The 17,492-nt window shown below is 72.3% G+C and carries 16 protein-coding genes; 7 read left to right on the top strand and 9 right to left on the bottom strand.

What is annotated here, in order from left to right; all coding sequences use genetic code 11:
- Nucleotides 1-230: 230 nt before the first annotated feature.
- The 4 genes from ACWIHT_RS12550 to ACWIHT_RS12535 form a co-directional block, all read right to left on the bottom strand.
- Complete coding sequence (locus ACWIHT_RS12550) at nucleotides 231-3,065, bottom strand: SNF2-related protein (protein WP_456167263.1); 2,835 nt, start codon at nucleotides 3,063-3,065, stop codon at nucleotides 231-233.
- A gap of 98 nt (nucleotides 3,066-3,163) precedes the next feature.
- Nucleotides 3,164-3,745 (bottom strand): sugar kinase, encoded by a 582-nt coding sequence (locus tag ACWIHT_RS12545; protein ID WP_456167261.1) that lies wholly within the window; start codon nucleotides 3,743-3,745, stop codon nucleotides 3,164-3,166.
- Nucleotides 3,742-4,890, bottom strand: a complete 1,149-nt coding sequence (locus ACWIHT_RS12540; protein ID WP_026178929.1) for an ROK family glucokinase — start codon at nucleotides 4,888-4,890, stop codon at nucleotides 3,742-3,744. The genes ACWIHT_RS12545 and ACWIHT_RS12540 overlap by 4 nt, the downstream gene beginning before the upstream one ends.
- 222 nt (nucleotides 4,891-5,112) lie before the next feature.
- Nucleotides 5,113-5,850: a GntR family transcriptional regulator gene (locus ACWIHT_RS12535; protein ID WP_456168007.1), complete on the bottom strand. Its 738-nt coding sequence runs from the start codon at nucleotides 5,848-5,850 to the stop codon at nucleotides 5,113-5,115.
- A 129-nt stretch (nucleotides 5,851-5,979) separates the two neighbouring features.
- Between ACWIHT_RS12535 and ACWIHT_RS12530 the strand changes: the two genes are divergently transcribed.
- Nucleotides 5,980-6,996 (top strand): Gfo/Idh/MocA family protein, encoded by a 1,017-nt coding sequence (locus ACWIHT_RS12530; protein ID WP_456167259.1) that lies wholly within the window; start codon nucleotides 5,980-5,982, stop codon nucleotides 6,994-6,996.
- Nucleotides 6,997-7,137: 141 nt separating this feature from the next.
- Here the strand turns inward: ACWIHT_RS12530 and ACWIHT_RS12525 are convergent, their stop codons facing one another.
- The 3 genes from ACWIHT_RS12525 to ACWIHT_RS12515 form a co-directional block, all read right to left on the bottom strand.
- Nucleotides 7,138-7,536, bottom strand: a complete 399-nt coding sequence (locus ACWIHT_RS12525) for a PaaI family thioesterase (RefSeq protein ID WP_456168005.1) — start codon at nucleotides 7,534-7,536, stop codon at nucleotides 7,138-7,140.
- Between the two features lie 216 nt (nucleotides 7,537-7,752).
- Nucleotides 7,753-8,439 (bottom strand): response regulator, encoded by a 687-nt coding sequence (locus ACWIHT_RS12520; protein WP_456167257.1) that lies wholly within the window; start codon nucleotides 8,437-8,439, stop codon nucleotides 7,753-7,755.
- Nucleotides 8,440-8,477: 38 nt separating this feature from the next.
- The gene (locus ACWIHT_RS12515; RefSeq protein ID WP_456167255.1) at nucleotides 8,478-9,734 is read right to left on the bottom strand and encodes a sensor histidine kinase; all 1,257 of its coding nucleotides are present in this window, start codon (nucleotides 9,732-9,734) and stop codon (nucleotides 8,478-8,480) included.
- Nucleotides 9,735-9,978: 244 nt separating this feature from the next.
- Between ACWIHT_RS12515 and ACWIHT_RS12510 the strand changes: the two genes are divergently transcribed.
- Nucleotides 9,979-10,368, top strand: coding sequence for a ribonuclease (locus ACWIHT_RS12510; protein WP_456167253.1), 390 nt, complete (start codon nucleotides 9,979-9,981; stop codon nucleotides 10,366-10,368).
- A gap of 144 nt (nucleotides 10,369-10,512) precedes the next feature.
- Here the strand turns inward: ACWIHT_RS12510 and ACWIHT_RS12505 are convergent, their stop codons facing one another.
- Nucleotides 10,513-11,655, bottom strand: coding sequence for a DUF6745 domain-containing protein (locus tag ACWIHT_RS12505; protein ID WP_456167251.1), 1,143 nt, complete (start codon nucleotides 11,653-11,655; stop codon nucleotides 10,513-10,515).
- Nucleotides 11,656-11,701: 46 nt separating this feature from the next.
- Entirely contained in the window at nucleotides 11,702-12,028 is a 327-nt protein-coding gene (locus ACWIHT_RS12500) for a hypothetical protein (protein ID WP_456167249.1), read from the bottom strand.
- A 166-nt stretch (nucleotides 12,029-12,194) separates the two neighbouring features.
- On the opposite strand from ACWIHT_RS12500, the gene ACWIHT_RS12495 reads away from it, so the two are divergent.
- Genes ACWIHT_RS12495 through ACWIHT_RS12475 form a run of 5 tightly spaced genes read left to right on the top strand, consistent with a single transcriptional unit; the run spans nucleotide 12,195 to nucleotide 17,329 of the window.
- Entirely contained in the window at nucleotides 12,195-13,154 is a 960-nt protein-coding gene (locus tag ACWIHT_RS12495) for an STM4015 family protein (RefSeq protein ID WP_456167247.1), read from the top strand.
- Entirely contained in the window at nucleotides 13,151-14,317 is a 1,167-nt protein-coding gene (locus ACWIHT_RS12490; protein WP_456167245.1) for an STM4014 family protein, read from the top strand. Before ACWIHT_RS12495 ends, ACWIHT_RS12490 begins: the two co-directional genes overlap by 4 nt.
- A gap of 7 nt (nucleotides 14,318-14,324) precedes the next feature.
- Nucleotides 14,325-15,140, top strand: coding sequence for an STM4013/SEN3800 family hydrolase (locus ACWIHT_RS12485; RefSeq protein WP_456168003.1), 816 nt, complete (start codon nucleotides 14,325-14,327; stop codon nucleotides 15,138-15,140).
- On the top strand, nucleotides 15,137-16,474 hold the full coding sequence (locus tag ACWIHT_RS12480) for an STM4012 family radical SAM protein (RefSeq protein ID WP_456167243.1): 1,338 nt from the start codon (nucleotides 15,137-15,139) through the stop codon (nucleotides 16,472-16,474). The genes ACWIHT_RS12485 and ACWIHT_RS12480 overlap by 4 nt, the downstream gene beginning before the upstream one ends.
- A gap of 9 nt (nucleotides 16,475-16,483) precedes the next feature.
- Entirely contained in the window at nucleotides 16,484-17,329 is an 846-nt protein-coding gene (locus ACWIHT_RS12475; protein WP_456167241.1) for an STM4011 family radical SAM protein, read from the top strand.
- The last annotated feature ends 163 nt before the right edge of the window (nucleotides 17,330-17,492 follow it).

Raw genomic sequence — 17,492 nt, 5'->3', positions numbered from 1 at the left:
GTCCCCAGGGGCCGCCGCATGCCCTGCGGGCTTCTCCGGCGCCCGCTCCCGACGCTCACGCGCGGCGCGCAGCGCTTGTCGTGCCAGGTCGGCGGGGCGCGCGGCCGACTGCTCGGGCTCTTCGCGCTCGCCCGGCGCGGACCGCGTCCGCCCCGACTCGCCTTCTCCCACCGCGAGTTCTACGTCGTGCTCCGCTTCGCCCGCACCCTGTGCAACCCCCTCCGCTCCCGTCATGACTCCCTCCGCAACCGCACCAGGTCCGACAACTCCCGGTCCGTCAGCTCGGTCAGGGACGACTCTCCGGAGCCGAGGATCGCGTCGGCCAACGCCCGTTTGGATTCGAGCATTTCGGCGATGCGGTCCTCGACCGTGCCCTCGGTGATGAGGCGGTGGACCTGGACCGGCTGGGTCTGGCCGATGCGGTACGCGCGGTCCGTGGCCTGTTCCTCGACGGCCGGGTTCCACCAGCGGTCGAAGTGGACGACGTGGCCCGCGCGGGTGAGGTTCAGGCCGGTGCCCGCGGCCTTCAGGGACAGGATCAGGACCGGGGTCGCGCCGGCCTGGAAGCGGTCCACCATGCGCTCCCGCTCCGGTACCGGTGTGCCGCCGTGGAGGAGGTCGACCGGGACCGCGCGGGCGGCCAGGTGGGAGGTGATCAGGCGGGCCATGCCGACGTACTGGGTGAAGACGATCGCGGAGCCGTCCTCGGACAGCAGCGTGTCCAACAGCTCGTCCAGCAGGGCGAGTTTGCCGGAGCGGGCGGCGAGGCGGTCCCCGGTGGCCTGGGCCGCGGTGTGGTCCTCCTTCAGGTACAGCGCGGGGTGGTCGCAGATCTGTTTGAGGGAGGTGAGGAGCTTGAGGACCAGGCCTCGGCGTGCGATGCCCTCCGTCGTCTCGATCGCCAGCATCGATTCGCGCACCACCGCCTCGTAGAGCGAGGCCTGTTCGCGGGTGAGCGGGACCGGGTGGTCGGTCTCCGTCTTGGGCGGCAGTTCGGGGACGATGCCGGGGTCGGACTTCTTGCGGCGGAGGAGGAACGGGCGGACCAGGCGGGCGAGTCGGGTCACCGCCTCCTCGTCCTCGCCGTTCTCCACCGCGCGCGCGTGCCGGGCGCGGAAGGACTTCAGGGGACCGAGGAGTCCGGGGGTCGTCCAGTCCAGCAGGGCCCAGAGTTCGGAGAGGTTGTTCTCGACCGGGGTGCCGGTGAGGGCCACGCGCGCGGGGGACGGGATTGTGCGCAGTGCCTTCGCGGTCGCCGAGTACGGGTTCTTGACGTGCTGTGCCTCGTCCGCGACGACCATGCCCCAGGGCTGTTGGGCGAGGGTCGCCGCCGCCGAGCGCATCGTGCCGTACGTGGTGAGGACGAAGCCGCCGGTCAGGTCCTCCAGGGTGCGGTCCGCGCCGTGGAAGCGGCGGACGGGGACTCCGGGGGCGAAGCGGGTGATCTCCCGCTGCCAGTTGCCGAGGAGCGAGGCGGGGCAGATCACGAGGGTGGGGTCGCGGTGTGCGCGGCGCAGGTGGAGGGCGATGAGGGTGATGGTCTTGCCGAGGCCCATGTCGTCGGCGAGGCAGCCGCCGAGACCGAGGGAGGTCATCAGGTCGAGCCAGGCCAGGCCCCGGAGTTGGTAGTCCCGGAGGGTGGCCTGAAGGGCGGGCGGGGGCTCAGCGGGCTGGATGCCCGCCGTCAGTCGGTCGCGGAGCGTGGCCAGGGCGCCGACCGGGACGGCTTCCACCTGTTCGCCGTCGACCTCCGCCGTGCCCGTGAGCGCGACGGACAGCGCGTCGACCGGGTCGAGCAGGCCCAGCTCGCGTTTGCGGGCCTTGCGGACGAGGGCCGGGTCGACCAGCACCCACTGGTCCCGCAGTCGTACGACCGGGCGGTGGGCCTCGGCCAAGGTGTCCATCTCGGCCTCGGTGAGCGGGTCGCCGCCGAGCGCCAACTGCCAGCGGAACTGGAGGAGTTCCTCGCTCTCGAAGAAGCCGGTGCCGTCGGTCGCCGAGCCCGGTGCCGAGCGGACCACTGCGGACACCGTGAGGTCCTGTGCCAGGTCCCGGGGCCAGTGGACGGCGACCCCGGCCGCCGCGAGCCGGGTGGCCGCCATGCCCAGCAGGTCGCCCAACTCCTCCTCGGAGAGGGCGAGTACGTCGGGCACGTCCTGCTCGGTGAGGCGGTCCAGCGGAGGCCAGACGCGGGCCGCCCGGCGTACGGCCAACGCGGCGTCCACGCGCGCGCGGGGGCCGAAGGCGCTGTCCGCCGTGCCCGCCCACAGGGCCGCCGCGTCGACCACGAGGGTGGGGTCGGCGAGGCTGTGCACCTGGACGATCGCCGCGCCCGCGCTGCGCACCCGGCCGCCGTCGTCGAACAGGTCGTAGGCCGAGAGGTCCAGGCGGAGCGAGATCCGTACGCCCGCGTCCATGCCGGCGGCGACCTCGGCGGCCCAGTCCTGGGCGTCGCGCAGGCGCTGCGGCTTGCGGGCCGCGAAGGGCAGCCCGGAGGTGTACGGCGCGGCCGGGGTGCGGGGCAGGGTGTCCGCGACGGCGTCCAGGAAGGACCGCATCAGGGCTTCCGGCTCGGGCAGCCGGAGCGGGCCCGGGCCGGGCAGCGGGACGGCGTGGCCCTCGTACGGAAGGGCCGCCGCGACCGCGCGGACGTGTGCGATGTCCTCGGGCTCCAGGGGGCCCGCCCGCCAGGCGTCGTGGCCGGTCGCGGTGAGTCCGGGGAGCAGTCGGCCGCGGGCGGCGAGCCGGAGCGCGTGCAGGGCGGCGGCGCCCCAGCAGGCCGTGGCGGGGTGGGCGGCGGGGTCGCGGCGGGCGCGCACCAGGAGGGGCAGGGCCGCTTCGATCGGCAGGGTCAGCGCGGGGGCGGACCTGCGGCGGACCGCGGCGCCCTGTCGTCGTACGACCGTCAACTCGGTCTGTTCCACGCCCTCTTCGGCCTCGGGGAGGGCGCGCTCGCCGTCGGGGTCCCAGAAGGCGACGCGGCCCTCGCGCGGGACGACGGGAGACGGCAGGAAGACCGCGGCCAGTCGTACGGAGATCTGCTCCATGAGTGCCGTGTCCGTCATACGTCCTGTCACCTCCCGCCCGTCAGTCGTGTCAGCTGTCTTCGACTCTACGGGCGGGGTCTGACAATCGGCCCCGGCGACCGGCCGGGGCCGCCCCGTTAGGGAACCGTGCGGGAGACGACGTAGACCATGGGGAGGGCCGGATCGGACAGGTTCACCACGATGTCCTGGGTGGGTGCCGGGTCCTTCTGCTTGTTGACGACGCCCCACCAGGGGCCGGGGCGGGTGAACTTCCAGCCGGTGATCTTCTGGTCGCGGTCGCTGATGGTGATGTCGTTCTTCTTCAGCGTGTCCCGGTCAACTCCTATGCCGGCGAGGAAGGTGTCGAGGCCGGCTTCGGAGGTCTGGAACTGGACGTAGAGGCGGCTGGTCTTCCAGTTGTTGGTCTCGTAGAAGGCGACTTCCTCCGCCGGGTGCGGGATCGGCACCTGGTAGAGGCGGCGCTGGACCTTCGAGGGCCAGCCCACGGTGAGACCGGTCGCCGAGTACTTGGCCTCCTTGTCCTTGCCGCTGTTGCGGCTCTGGTTCGCGGAGATCGCCAGATAGACGGCCGGTACGCCGATGAGCAGCACGATGATGAGCAGGGTGAGCGCTCGGCGGCGGGCCTTGTGGCGGGGGTCCTCGGGTGGTCGGGGCGGCTCGTCCCGGGGGGTCGTCTGGCGGGGCAGCGATGCGATCATGCCGTGTCCTGGGTGCCGCGCCGGGACTCGGCGAACCGTTCGTAGCGCTCGTACCGCTCGACACGGCGGCGCTTGGCGCGGCGGAAGCGGCGGGCGACCAGGCGGGCGAGGTCGGCGGCGCCGACCATGCCGGCCTCGGGGCCGAGCTGGGCGCGCACTATGCGGGCCTCGGGGCGGTAACCGCGGCCGGTGAGCTGCCGCTTGAACGCGTCCCGCGCGGGGCCGATCAGCAGGTCGTCGGCGGCCGAGACACCGCCGCCGATCACGAAGCAGGAGGGGTCGAGGGCGGCGGCGAGGTTGGCGATGCCGACACCGAGCCACTGGCCGATGTCCTGGAGCAGTTCGATGCACATCGCGTCGCCCTCGCGGGCGAGTTCCGTGATCATCGGCCCGGTGATCTCGCCGATGTTCCCCTTGACGTGCTCGATGATCCCGTAGGCCACCGGGGAGTCCGCCGCGGCCAGCTCCCGCGCCTCCCTGACCAGCGCGTTGCCGGAGCTGTACTGCTCCCAGCAGCCGCGGTTGCCGCACGCGCAGCGGTGGCCGCCGGGCACGACCTGCATATGGCCGAACTCGCCGGCGACGCCCCACTTGCCGCGCTTGACCTGGCCGTCCTCCAGGATCGCGCCGCCGATTCCGGTGCCGAGCGTGATCATGACGAGGTGGTCCTCGCCGCGGCCGGCGCCGAAGCGCCACTCGGCCCAGGCGGCGGTGTTGGCGTCGTTGTCCACCAGCACGGGGACGGAGAGCCTGCTCGTGATGCGGTCCCTGAGGGGCTCGTTCCGCCAGGACAGGTGGGGCGCGAACAGGACCCGGTTGCGCTCGGCGTCGACCCAGCCGGCCGCGCCGATGCCGACCGCGTGCACGTCGTGCCGGTCGGACAGGTCCAGGACCAGTTCGACGATGGTGTCCTCGACGACCTTGGGGCTCTTGGACTTGTCCGGGGTCTCCGTGCGGAGCTTCTCCAGGATGTTGCCGTCGGCGTCCACGACGCCCGCCATGACCTTGGTGCCGCCGATGTCGATGCCGACAGTGGGCACGCGGGGGGCCGTCAGGTGCGACCTGCGCTCGCGCGTGCCGACAGTTCGGAGCGCCGGGGCGCGGCGGGAGCCTATGGGGGCGCTGAAATTGCCGTAGGTGCTCATCAAGGCCCGATTCTGCCTCACCGTGACACTAGGTGCTGTGCGGGGGCGGGAAGGGGGTGCGGATCGTTGCGGAGTGCGGCTGCGTCGTGGCTGGTCGCGCCCCGCGGCGGAGCCGCAAATGGACACAGCCCCGCGCCCCTGAAGAAGGGGCGTCGCAGCGAGCTTCAGCCAATTCGCATTGTCCGGACATTATGACGAATATCGCGGGCGAAACGGGTGCACTCAGGGACGTACCAGCAGCTGGAACTCGAACGAATAACGCGTCGGCCGATACGTATGGCTGCCGAATTCGACCGCTCTGCCCGTGTCGTCGAACGTCGTGCGCTGCATCGTGAGGAGCGGGGCGCCCTCGGTCTCGGCCAGGCGCTCGGCCTCCTCGGCCGTCGCGCCGCGGGCACCGATGGACTGGCGGGCGCTGTGCAGGGTGATTCCGGCGGTGCGCATCATCCGGTACAGGCCGGTGGCCTCCAGCTGTGCGGTGTCCAGGGCGAGCAGGCCGAGCGGGAGGTGGTTGGAGAGGTACGCCATCGGCTCGCCGTGCGCGAGGCGCAACCGGTCGATGCGGTGTACGTCGCTGTCCTCGGCCACGCCGAGTGCCGCCGCCACCTCGGCGGACGCCGGGACGACGGTGTTCACGAGGACCTTCGTGGCGGGGCGCTGTCCGGCCGCCTCCAGGTCGTCGAAGAGGCTGCTCAGTTCGAGCGGCCGCTTGACCTGGCTGTGTACGACCTGGGTGCCGACGCCCCGGCGGCGGACCAGGAGGCCCTTGTCGACCAGGGACTGGATGGCCTGGCGGACCGTGGGCCGGGACAGGCCTAGCCGGGCGGCGAGTTCGATCTCGTTGCCCAGCAGGCTGCCCGGGGTCAGCGAGCCGTGCTCGATCGCGGCCTCCAGCTGTTGGGACAGCTGGAAGTACAGCGGCACCGGGCTGCTCCGGTCCACGCTGAGTTCGAGCGGCACTGTCGGGTCCACATCTGGTTTCGGCACGGGCCGAGCGTAGCTCTGTGAATGGTTGACGGGAAGTGATGTAGTTCGATTGTCCGGACATACGCATTGACAGCGTGCCTGGTCGGCCCTCAGTTTGTTCCCATGCGCATCGGAGTCATCGGTACGGGCCGCATCGGGACCATCCATGCCAGGACGCTCAGCCGTCATCGTGAGGTCGGTTCGCTGATCCTCACCGACGTGGACCCGGTACGGGCCCAGGAGCTGGCGAACCGGCTGGGGGAAACGGCGGCACCGAGTACGGAGGAGATCTTCAAGTGGGGCGTGGACGCCGTGGTGATCACTACGGCGACATCGGCGCACGCCGAATTAATCGGCAGGGCGGCACGCTCCGGGCTCCCGGTGTTCTGCGAGAAGCCCATAGCCCTTGATCTGCCCGGTTCGTTGGCGGCGATCGCCGAGGTCGAGACGGCGGGAACGATCCTTCAGATGGGGTTCCAGCGCCGGTTCGACAAGGGCTACACGGGTGCCCGGGAGGCGGTGCGCTCGGGGCGGCTGGGACGGCTGCACACCGTGCGGGCGATGACCTCCGACCAGGCCCCGCCCCCGGCCGCCTATCTGCCGATCTCCGGCGGGCTGTACCGGGACACCCTCATCCACGACTTCGACATGCTGCGCTGGGTGACCGGACGCGAGGTGGTCGACGTGTTCGCGGCCGGGTCGGACGCCGGGCCCGCGATGTTCCGCGAGGCCGGTGACATCGACACGGCCGCCGCCGTCCTCACGCTGGACGACGGCACCCTGGCCACGGTGACGGCCACCCGGCTGAACGGGGCGGGCTACGACGTCCGCATGGAGCTGGCCGGGGAACTGGACCAGATCGTGGTCGGCCTGGACGACCGCACCCCGATCGCGTCCACCGAACCGTCCGGGCCACCGGCCGCGACCAAGCCGTGGACCGGCTTCCTGGAGCGCTTCGGGCCCGCCTACGAGGCCGAGCTGATCGCCTTCGTCGAGGTCGTGGTCGGCCAGCGGACCAATCCGTGCGACGGCCGCGAGGCCCTCCAGGCGCTGCGGATCGCCGAGGCGTGCGAGGTGTCCCGGCGCGAGCGAAGACCGGTCAGGCTCGGTGAGATCGCGGGCGGCTACGCCCTCAGTTGAGCAGCCGTATCGCAGGGGTCGCCGCGTCCGTGGCGGCCCCGAAGTCGTAGTGGGGGCAACGCAGTTCGCGCGGCCGTCACTGGTCGGTCCGGACACTGTACGTGGCCGCCTCCTTCTCCTCGGGGCAGTAGGACGCCCCCCTCAGGCCGTGCGGACCGCGAGCACCGTGCCCTGGGCGACCGCGCAGAGGGACTCCGTGCCGTCGTCGGCGACCGTGAGGACGTCGCAGCGGACCACGGCCTGGCGGCGGCCGGCCTGCACGACCTCGGCCCGGGCGCGCAGGGTGGTGCCGGTGGCCGGGCGGACGTACTGGATGGTGAGGCCGCCGGTGAGGATCGCGGGGCCGAGTACGGTGCCGCCGGCGAAGGTGAGCGCGTTGTCGGCGGCGTAGGCGAGGACTCCGCCGTGCACGAAGCCGTTCTGCTGGTGGAGGTCCTCCCTGATGTCGATCTCCAACGTGGCACCGCCGTCCCCGAAGGCACTCAGCCGCGCGCCGATCAGCCTGCTGAAGGGCTGGCTCTCCAGCGCCTTCCTGGCCATGGCCAGGTCGAACTCCACGAGTGCGGTCACGAGAACGGGCCTCCTGGGGCTTCCACTACGGCTCTCATCTACGGCTTTCATCGCGATTCATCGCGCCTTCGACCGCTGCTACGGCTGCTACGGCTGCTACGGCTGCTACGACGTTCCGGTGCGGCCGTTCTACCCGGACGATCCCCGGAGATCTCCCAATGCCGTGGGAACGCGCGGCGGCAGAGGCTAGTGCCCGGCGTCGCCGTCCTCTTCGAGGAGGCCCGCGTCGTACGCCAACAGGGCGATCTGCACACGGTTGTTGAGGTCGAGCTTGGCCAGGATGCGGGAGACGTGGGTCTTGACGGTGGCGACGCTCATGTAGAGGCCGGTGGCGATCTCGGCGTTGGCGAGGCCCTGCCCGACGGAGACGGCGACCTCGCGTTCGCGGTCTCCCAGGACCGCGAGTCGGGCACGCGCGCGTGCACGACGGGTGTCGGTACCGGTGGCCGTACCGGCCGCGTGTGCCATCAGCTGGCGGGTGACCGCGGGCGACAGGACGGGATCGCCGGCCGCGACCCGGCGCACCGCATCGAGGATCTCGGCGGGCGGGGTGTCCTTGAGGACGAAACCGGCGGCTCCCGCGCGCAGGGCCCGCAACACCTGTTCGTCGGCGTGGAAGGTGGTGAGGACGACGATCTGCGGCGCGTCGCCGCGGGAGCGCAGCCGTTCCGTGGCGGTCAGTCCGTCGACCGAGGGCATGCGGATGTCCATGAGGACGACGTCGGGGTGGACGCGGTCGACGAGTTCCTGGACCTCGCCGCCGTCGGCGGCCTCGCCGACGATCTCGATGTCGGCGGCGCCGCCCAGCATGAGGGACAGTCCGGCCCGCACCAGCGGATCGTCGTCGACGAGGAGCACTCTGATCGCGGTCATGGGGCTACGTAACCACGGCCCCGCGAGCGAGCGCCGGGTCACCCCCAGGGCAGCCAGGCGTCCACCCGGAAGCCCCCGCCCTCCAGCGGGCCGTGCTCCAGCCGTCCGCCCGCCAGCGTCGCCCGCTCGGTCAGGCCGATCAGGCCCTGCCCGGAGCCGGGGACGTGCGGGACCTCTCCCTCCGGGGGCGGGTTGGTCACGACGATCTCCAGGCCGTGACCGGTCCGGCCGAGGACCGTCACCGCGACCTCGGTGCCGGGGGCGTGTTTGCGGGCGTTGGTGAGGGCCTCCTGGGCGATGCGGTAGGCGGTGCGGCCGATCGAGGCGGGGACCGCGGCGGGGTCGGTGACCCGGTTGTCGAGGGTGACCTTCATGCCGGCCTCGCGGGACTCGGCGACCAGTGCGTCCAGGGCGCCGAGCGTGGGCTGCGGGCGGCCGGTGTCGTCGGGTTCGCCCGCGCGCAGGACGCCGATGATCTCGCGCAGGTCCTGGAGCGCCTCGTGGGCGCTCTCCCGGATGACGCCGGCCGCCCGTGCGACCTCCTCGCGGGGCGCGTCCGGCCGGAACTCCAGCGCCCCGGCGTGCACGCTGAGCAGGGTCAGCCGGTGGGCGAGCACGTCGTGCATCTCGCGGGCGATGGCCTCCCGGGCGAGCCGCTGGGCCTGCTCGGCGCGGAGTTCCGCCTCGGTCTCGGCGCGCCGGGCGCGGTCGCGCAGGCTGAGCATGAGCTGCCGCTTGGAGCGGACGAACATGCCCCAGCCGATGACGGTGAGGGTCAACAGTTCGGTGAACGCGACCGCTCCGGCGTACGGCAGGTCGGGGTCGGGGCGCAGCCAGAAGAAGACGGGGGTGAGGGCGAGTTGGACGCCGCCGATCCAGGCCACGTACCGGAAGGGGCGGTGCACGGCGAGGGTGAAGAGGGCGACCAGACCGGCGCCGCCCGCCGTGGTGGAGACGATGCCGACGGGGATCATGGCGATCGCCAGCCCGACCGGCCAGCGGCGGCGCAGCCACACGGTGAAGCAGGCGAGGACTCCGATCAGCTGGTCCACGACGGCCAGGGCGTGCGAGGTCCCGGTGTCGTCCCTGAGGCTCTGCGCGGCGATCAGCGCGATGATCACGGCCAGCAGGAAGCAGGAGGTGTCGACGACCCAGTCGCGTGCGGTACGGCGGGGCCGTCCGGGCCGTTCGACGTCGGGGTCGAGTTCGTCCGCCACGGCGGACGGCAGCAGCCAGCGGCGCCCCGCGAACGCCGACGGTACCTGCGCGGTCCTGTCATCGGTCACGGTCGACAAATCTACGCAGGGCCGGGCCGGGTCACCCCACCCCGACGGGGATCGGCGACCAAAGTCGCGGCATCACAGACTTTCGGCGGACATGCCTCGCCCCCGCGGCCCACGGAGGTGTTCCCGGCCTGTGCGGGGACCGCGTGGAGATGGCGCGCGCCAAGTTAACTTCCCGAAAACTCATCGGACTTGACGGGAAAATCTCTGCGGTTGTCATTGACATGCCACTATCTACGCGCGTCATCATGAAGCCATGAGATTCCCCCCACGGATCACCGGCATCGGCGCAGCGGCCGCCGTCCTGTCCACTCTCCTCATCGGCGGCACCGTCGCCACCGCCACCCCGGCAGCCGCCGCGGTCGGCAGCATCTGCTACAGCAAACTGCCTTCGCAGGCGTACGACACGCTCGACCTGATCGCGACGAACGGGCCCTTCCCGTACTCGCAGGACGGCGTCGTCTTCCGCAACCAGGAAGGCGTCCTCCCCAGCCAGGCCTCCGGCTACTACCACGAGTACACGGTCAAGACTCCCGGCTCGTCCACGCGCGGAGCGCGCCGGATCGTCACCGGGAAGAAGACCCAGGAGGACTACTACACCTCGGACCACTACGTCACGTTCAACCTGATCAACTTCGGCTGCTGAGCCGGTCGGTCAGGTCCGTTCCGTAGTCACCCGGGCGTCCGGCTCCCACCGGCTGCACCATCGCTCACCCCTCGCCCCGCGGCTCCCCCCCACGTTCACGGGCCGCGGGGCGAGGCACGTCCTGCCGCCGGGCGTACGGGACTGTCAGGTCTCCCGCTCGGGTGCGTACGCCGTCGCGTCCAGGCCGAAGGTCCAGGCCACTCCCTCTCTGGCCGTGCGCGTCGACGGGGGGACCCGTAGCCAGTACGTGCGGTGGGTGCCGTCGGGCTCCGGTGTGGAGTTGAGGACCTCCACCATGACCACGGGCTCGTCGTCGGCCAGGTCGATCCGCCACAGTGTGCCCGTCTCGTCCCGGTGCAGGGGGCGGGCGCCCGAATCAGCGAGGTACCGGTCGTAGCCGTAGTACTCCAGCATCACGCGGCGCAGCTCGGCGTTCTCCTCGGCGCGGACGCGTTCGGGGGTCAGCGCGGGCAGTTCGGCCAGGAAGGCGGCCGGGACCGGCATGCCGCGCCAGGCGTGCAGGGCGAAGCCGTCCGGGTACGCGAGCGCCGGGCCGTCCCCGTGGTCGAGTCGTCCGGCCTCGTCGCGGTGGAGGGCCGAGGGGCGCTCCGACACCACCGCGACCCGGGCGAACGGCCACCACCAGCCGGCGCCGCGGCACACCGCGGACAGCGCGTCGATCGGGCCGTCGTCGGCGGGGAACGCCGCGAGCCACGGCGCGTCGTGTTGCCCGAGGACGGCGTCCAGGAGGAGCAGCCGGATCTCCGCGGCCTCCTTGCCGGTGTCGCTCCCGGCCAGGTCCTCGATCACGCCGGTACGGATCCGGTCCACCAGGGCCTGGGTCGACGGCCACAGCCGTCCGCCGGTCGCCGCCCAGTGCGCCGACCATCCGGCGGGCCCCAACTCGGTGTGCAGCAGCCGCCTCGCGGCCGCCCACGGCGCGCTGCGCACCGCGTCCCGTACGCTCGGGCCCCGGTCCGTCAGCTCCCGGACGAGCGCGACCGCCGCGCGCGGTGAACCCGCCCAGACCACACGCTCCGGTTCCGCGAGTCCCGCCAGCCGGTAGGCCCGCCGGACGCCCTCCTCGGCGCCCGCCCGGTCAGCGGGGCCGGTCGCCGACGCCCACGACCGCCACTGCGCGAGGTCGGGAGATGGCCCGAACGGCCTTCCCCCATCGCCGAGTTGGGGCCTGTCGGCACCTGGCTCCTCGACCGCCGTCGCACTCCCCGCCGCCCCGCCCGACTTCCGGTCCATCGTCCCGTCCACTCCCACGTCCGTCCCGCCCATGTGCCCCTCCTTCACTCCCTGCCCGGCGCTTTCCCCGGTCCGTCCCTCAGTCGGCCACGATCCGTACCGACCCGGGCACGTACTCCCGCTGTCTGACGACCCGGAACCACCCCTTGGGCAGCGCGATCGCCGCGTGCTCCTCGTGCACCACCCGCCCGCCCTGGGGCAGATGCAGCAGCAACGGACCGTAGGGACCCGGCTCGCGCACCAACTCCCCCGGCCCGACGACCGCGTGGGCGTGGCCGGTCACCTCCCCCAGCGCCAGCACGAGCCGCCCGCGTCCGTCGCGCCGCTCGCGCGGGGCGTGTTCCGCGTGGGCGGGCACCGCTTCCTGCGCGACGGGCACGATCAGCACGTCTCCCTGTCGGTACATGGCTGTCCCCTCACCGCCGGGTGCTTCGCGCACCGGCCTCATGACCACGACGTTAGGCGCCACCACTGACAACGCCCGGGCCACGCCCCGCCGATGGGCACTGTCAGTGCCGGTTGGTAGAAATGCGCATCACACACCACGCACTCTTCTTCCCAGGAGCGGCCGCATGACCATCGGTGAGCACCTCGACGCGCTGTACCAACTGCCGTCGTTCACCTTTCCCGGGCCGGACGCCCCGGCCGACCGCCTGCCCGAGCCGGAGGCGGTGGCCTGGCGCATCGGCGCCAACGTGTACGACACCGACGAGGCGTGGACCGACACGTTCGCCCGCTTCCGTGCCGACGTCGACACGGCCCGGGTCCGGGCCCTGATCATCGGTGGCTGGGAGGACGCCTACGACAGCGCGCCCACGCCGATCGTCGAGGCGCTCGTGGCGGCCCGGGACGCCTTCCCCGCACTGCGCGCGCTGTTCCTCGGCGACCTGGTGATGGAGGAGTGCGAGATCTCCTGGATCCACCAGACCGACGTCACCCCACTGCTCAACGCCTATCCGGCGCTTGAGGAGTTCGGGGTGCGCGGCGGCAGCGGCCTGGAGTTCACCGCGCTGCGGCACGGTGCGCTGCGCCGACTGGTGGTCGAGACGGGCGGCCTGCCCGTCGAGGTGGTGCGCGGCATCGGCGCGAGTGACCTGCCCGCGCTGGAGCACCTGGACCTGTGGCTCGGTACGCCGGACTACGGCGGCGACAGCGAGGCCGCCGATCTGGAGCCGATCCTGTCCGGTGCCCGGCTGCCGCGCCTGCGTCATCTGGCCCTGCGGAACAGCGAGATGCAGGACGCGGTGGCCGCCGCGGTCGCCGCCGCCCCGGTGGTGGAGCGCCTGGAGGTACTGGACCTGTCGATGGGCGTGCTGACCGACGAGGGCGCGGTCGCGCTGCTGAGCGGGCAGCCGCTGACGCATCTCAAGAAGCTGGACCTGCACCACAACTACCTCAGCGAGGACGTCGCGGAGCGGATTCGGCAGACGCTGGTGGCCGCGGGGGTGGAGGTCGACCTGGACCGTGACGACGCCGACGAGGACACGGAGGACGACGGCACGGTCTGGCGCTACGTCGCCGTCGGGGAGTGACCGCGTCCACCGCGGCCGGACCGGCCGCCGACATCAGCCCCCGTTTCGCGGTGGTCGGCAATCCCGAGAACCGCAGGGTGTCCCTCTTCGAGGACGCCGTGCGCGCGGCCGGGCTGCCCGCACCCCGTGTCGTCGCCTGGGCCGACGTCCTGCGCGCGCGGGGCGCTGATTTCGCCGCCGACGAGTTCGTCCGGGTCGACTCCCCCGGTGAGAACCCCGAGGTCGACCGGCTGCTGCGGGGCGCCACGGAGCCGACCCGGGTGGAGGGTTCGGCCCGCTGGTACGCGCGGTTCACCGCCGCGCTGCGCACGCTGCGCGGCGGTATCCCCCTCGCCGACCCGGACGACCTGGCGGTGCTGTTCGACAAGCGGACGTGTCACGCCGTGCTGGACGCGGCCGGTGTGCCCGTCCCGTACTCCCCGACGTCGGGTCCGCTCGGCGCGCGCGTGCAGGGCTGGGACGACGTACGGGCGCTGATGCGCGAGCACCGGATGCCCCGGTTGTTCGTCAAGCCCGCGCACGGGTCGTCGGCGTCGGGTGTCCTCGCGGTGGAGACGGCGGGCGGGGGTCGGATCAGGGCGACCACGTCCGTGGAGACCGGTCCGGACGGCGCGCTGCACAACTCCCTGCGGGTGCGCAGGTATCACGACGAGCGGGACGTCGCCCGCGTCGTGGACGCGCTGGCGCCGGACGGGCTGCATCTCGAACGCTGGGTGCCGAAGGCCTCCCAGGCGGGCCGGGCCGCGGATCTCCGGGTGGTCGTCGTGGCCGGCCGGGCCACCCACGCGGTGGTGCGCACCAGTCGCGGGCCGCTGACGAACCTTCATCTGGGCGGCCGCCGCGGCGACTTGGACGGCGTCCGGCGGGCCGTCACCGCCGCGGGCGCCCGCTGGTCCGACGTGCTGGACGTGTGCGAGCGCGCCGCGTCCTGCTTCCCGCGCACGCTGTGCGTGGGGGTCGACCTGCTGCCGGCGGTGGACTGGCGGCGCTCCTTCGTCGGCGAGGTCAACGCCTTCGGCGACCTGCTGCCCCGGCTCACCGGACTTCCCGGCAGCGGCGCGGAGGGTCTGGACACCTACGGCGCGCAGGTGGCGGCCGTCCTGCGCGCACCGGCCACGAGCGGCCCGCGTCACCCGTACAGAACAGGAACAGCCCATGCCTGAGCCCGACATGAACGCGGTCGTCGGGGACCACGACATCCTGCTGGTCACCCTCGACACCCTGCGGTACGACGTGGCCGCCGAGTTGGCGGCCGAGGGGCGCATCCCGCACCTGGCCCGCCAACTCCCCGGCGGACACTGGGAGATGCGACACGCTCCGGGCAGTTTCACGTACGCCTCGCACCAGGCGATCTTCGCCGGGTTCCTGCCCACTCCGGCCCAACCAGGCCCGCATCCAAGGCTGTTCGCGGCGAGCTTCGCGGGCAGCGAGACGACCGCCGAGGGCACCTTCGTCTACGACACCCCCGACCTGGTGTCCGGACTGGCGGCGGCCGGCTACCGCACCGTCTGCGTCGGGGGCGTGGGCTTCTTCAACCGGCGCGGTCCGCTGGGCTCCGTACTGCCCGGCCTGTTCCAAGAGGCGCACTGGGATGAGGAGTTCGGCGTCACCTCGCCGCACTCCTTCGAGAACCAGGTCGCCCGCGTGGAACAGGTGGTGGGCCAACTGCCCGCCGAACAGCGCCTGTTCCTCTTCGTGAACGTGTCGGCACTGCACCAGCCCAACTGGTTCCACCTGCCCGGCGCGACCCGCGAGGCGGGTGACACCCGGGAGACGCACGCCGCCGCGCTGGAGTACGTCGACCGGCACATCGGGCGGCTGTTCGCCGCCGCGAGTTCCCGGCGCCCGTGCTTCGTCATCGTCTGCTCCGACCACGGCACCGCCTACGGCGACGACGGCTACACCGGCCACCGCCTGGGCCACGAGTCCGTGTGGACCGTGCCGTACGCCCACTTCTTCCTCGACCGCGCGGAGGCCGTCCGATGACCACCGCGCAGCAGACCAGCCCCTACCAGCACTACGTGTACGCCTATCCGCACAAGACGGCGTACCGCCGCCTCCAAGACCGGCCCGCGCTGCGGGAGTTGTGGGCGGCGGAGGACCGCGGCGCGCTCTCGCTCTACATGCACATACCGTTCTGCGAGGTCCGGTGCGGGTTCTGCAACCTCTTCACCCGCATCGGCGCCCCGGACGGTCTGACCGGCGCCTATCTGGACGCCCTGGAGCGGCAGGCGGACGCCGTCCGGGCGGCGCTGGGCGACGCGGAACCACCGCGTTTCGCCACGGCGGCGTTCGGCGGCGGCACCCCGACCTTCCTCACCGCGGCCGAGCTGGAGCGCCTGTGCGACATCGCCGAGCGGCGCATGGGCGCCGACCTGCGCGCGGTCCCGCTCTCCGTGGAGGCCTCGCCCGCCACGGCCACCGCGGACCGGCTCACCGTCCTCGCGGACCGCGGCGCGACCCGCCTCAGCCTGGGCGTCCAGAGCTTCGTCGACTCCGAGGCCAGGGCCGCCGTACGCCCGCAGCGGCGCGCCGACGTGGAGGCCGCGCTCGGCCGGATCCGGGACGCCGGCGTCCCCGTCCTCAACATCGACCTGATCTACGGCATCGACGGCCAGACCGAGCGGACCTGGCGCGCCTCGCTGGACGCGGCCCTGGCGTGGCGGCCCGAGGAGCTGTACCTGTACCCGCTCTACGTACGGCCGTTGACCGGTCTCGGCCGCCACCAGCGGGACGCCGGAGCCGACCCGGCATGGGACGAGCAGCGGCTGCGCCTGTACCGGGCCGGACGCGACCACCTCCTCGCACGCGGCTATGTCCAGCAGTCGATGCGGATGTTCCGCCGGGCCGACGCCCCGCCCCAGGGCGCTGACGACTACGCCTGCCAGACGGACGGCATGATCGGGCTCGGCTGCGGGGCCCGCTCGTACACGTCGGCGCTGCACTACTCCTTCGACTACGCGGTCGGCATGCACGAGATCCGCGGCATCATCGACGACTACGTCACGACGGCCGACTTCACGCGGGCGGAGGTCGGCTACCGCGTCGACGGACACGAGGCGCGCCGCCGCCATCTCCTCCAGTCCCTCCTCCAGGCCGAGGGGCTGTCCGTCGCCGACTACCGCGCCCGCTTCGGGAGTTCACCCGACGACGACTTCGGCACGGAGCTCGACCGGCTGGCCGGACGCGGCTGGCTGACCGGTACGGCGGACGGCCTGCTCGTCCTCACCCCGGAGGGCCTGGCGCACTCCGACGCCGTGGGTCCTGAGCTGTTCTCCCCCGAGGTGCGGTCCACCATGGCCGCCTACGAACGGAAGTGACGGACCGTCATGGATCTCACCGTCCTCTACCGGGGCCCGCTCGCGTCCTGCGACTACGACTGTCCCTACTGCCCGTTCGCCAAGCGGCGCGACTCGACCGCCCAACTCCGCGCGGACCGCGACGCGTTGGAGCGCTTCGCACGCTGGGCGGCGGACAACGAGGACGAGTTGTCGCTCCTGTTCACCCCGTGGGGCGAGGGGCTGGTCCGCTCCTGGTACCGGCGCACCCTCACCGAACTGTCCCGACTGCCGCACGTGCGCCGGGTCGCCATCCAGACCAACCTGAGCTGCCGCACCGGCTGGCTCGCCGAGGCCGACCTGGACACGCTCGCGCTGTGGTGCACGTACCACCCGGGCCAGACCCCGTACGACCGTTTCCTCGCCAAGTGCCGTGAACTGGCCGACCGCGGGGCGCGGTTCAGCGTCGGCGTGGTCGGCCTGCCCGGCCATCTGGCGGCGGCCCGCCGGCTCCGCGCCGACCTGCCTCCGCACGTCTACCTCTGGATCAACGCGGCCGAGGGACACACCTACGGCGACACCGAGGCCGCCGACTGGACCGCGCTCGACCCCCTCTTCCCGTACAGCAGGCACCCGCACCGCAGTGCCGGACTCCCGTGCCGTACCGGCGAGTCCGTGATCTCGGTCGACGGCACCGGCACGGTCCGCCGCTGCCACTTCGTCCGCGACGAGCTGGGGAATCTGTACGACGGCTCGTACCGGGCGGCGCTGCGCCCGCGCGCGTGTCCACTGGCCGTCTGCGACTGTCACATCGGCTATGTCCACCTGGAATCCCTGCCGTTGTACGACGTCTTCGCGGGCGGCGTCCTGGAGCGGGTGCCGTCCGCCCTCCCCTGAGCCGACGGGTCGATGTGCGTCGTAATGTCAAGATCGTGTCCTCAGTGATGCCGTCCCTTCTCAGGCGTGTCTCAGGACTGTCATCGGCTGAGGGATCATCCCGGGGGCCCCGTGATGGAGGGAGAACGACCGCGGGGCAACCGCGGATCGGCAATCACGGGGA

Source organism: Streptomyces sp. NPDC002276, from assembly GCF_053891435.1.
This window is presented reverse-complemented; position numbering and strand designations above follow the sequence as displayed.

Coding starts and splice junctions, on each gene's coding strand:
- ACWIHT_RS12475 (WP_456167241.1), top strand. CDS start 16,484: ATGGATCTCACCGTCCTCTACCGGGGCCCGCTCGCGTCCTGCGACTAC.
- ACWIHT_RS12485 (WP_456168003.1), top strand. CDS start 14,325: ATGAACGCGGTCGTCGGGGACCACGACATCCTGCTGGTCACCCTCGAC.
- ACWIHT_RS12530 (WP_456167259.1), top strand. CDS start 5,980: ATGCGCATCGGAGTCATCGGTACGGGCCGCATCGGGACCATCCATGCC.
- ACWIHT_RS12505 (WP_456167251.1), bottom strand. CDS start 11,655: ATGGGCGGGACGGACGTGGGAGTGGACGGGACGATGGACCGGAAGTCG.
- ACWIHT_RS12480 (WP_456167243.1), top strand. CDS start 15,137: ATGACCACCGCGCAGCAGACCAGCCCCTACCAGCACTACGTGTACGCC.
- ACWIHT_RS12545 (WP_456167261.1), bottom strand. CDS start 3,745: ATGATCGCATCGCTGCCCCGCCAGACGACCCCCCGGGACGAGCCGCCC.
- ACWIHT_RS12540 (WP_026178929.1), bottom strand. CDS start 4,890: ATGAGCACCTACGGCAATTTCAGCGCCCCCATAGGCTCCCGCCGCGCC.
- ACWIHT_RS12520 (WP_456167257.1), bottom strand. CDS start 8,439: ATGACCGCGATCAGAGTGCTCCTCGTCGACGACGATCCGCTGGTGCGG.
- ACWIHT_RS12495 (WP_456167247.1), top strand. CDS start 12,195: ATGACCATCGGTGAGCACCTCGACGCGCTGTACCAACTGCCGTCGTTC.
- ACWIHT_RS12550 (WP_456167263.1), bottom strand. CDS start 3,065: ATGACGGACACGGCACTCATGGAGCAGATCTCCGTACGACTGGCCGCG.
- ACWIHT_RS12510 (WP_456167253.1), top strand. CDS start 9,979: ATGAGATTCCCCCCACGGATCACCGGCATCGGCGCAGCGGCCGCCGTC.
- ACWIHT_RS12525 (WP_456168005.1), bottom strand. CDS start 7,536: ATGGCCAGGAAGGCGCTGGAGAGCCAGCCCTTCAGCAGGCTGATCGGC.
- ACWIHT_RS12500 (WP_456167249.1), bottom strand. CDS start 12,028: ATGTACCGACAGGGAGACGTGCTGATCGTGCCCGTCGCGCAGGAAGCG.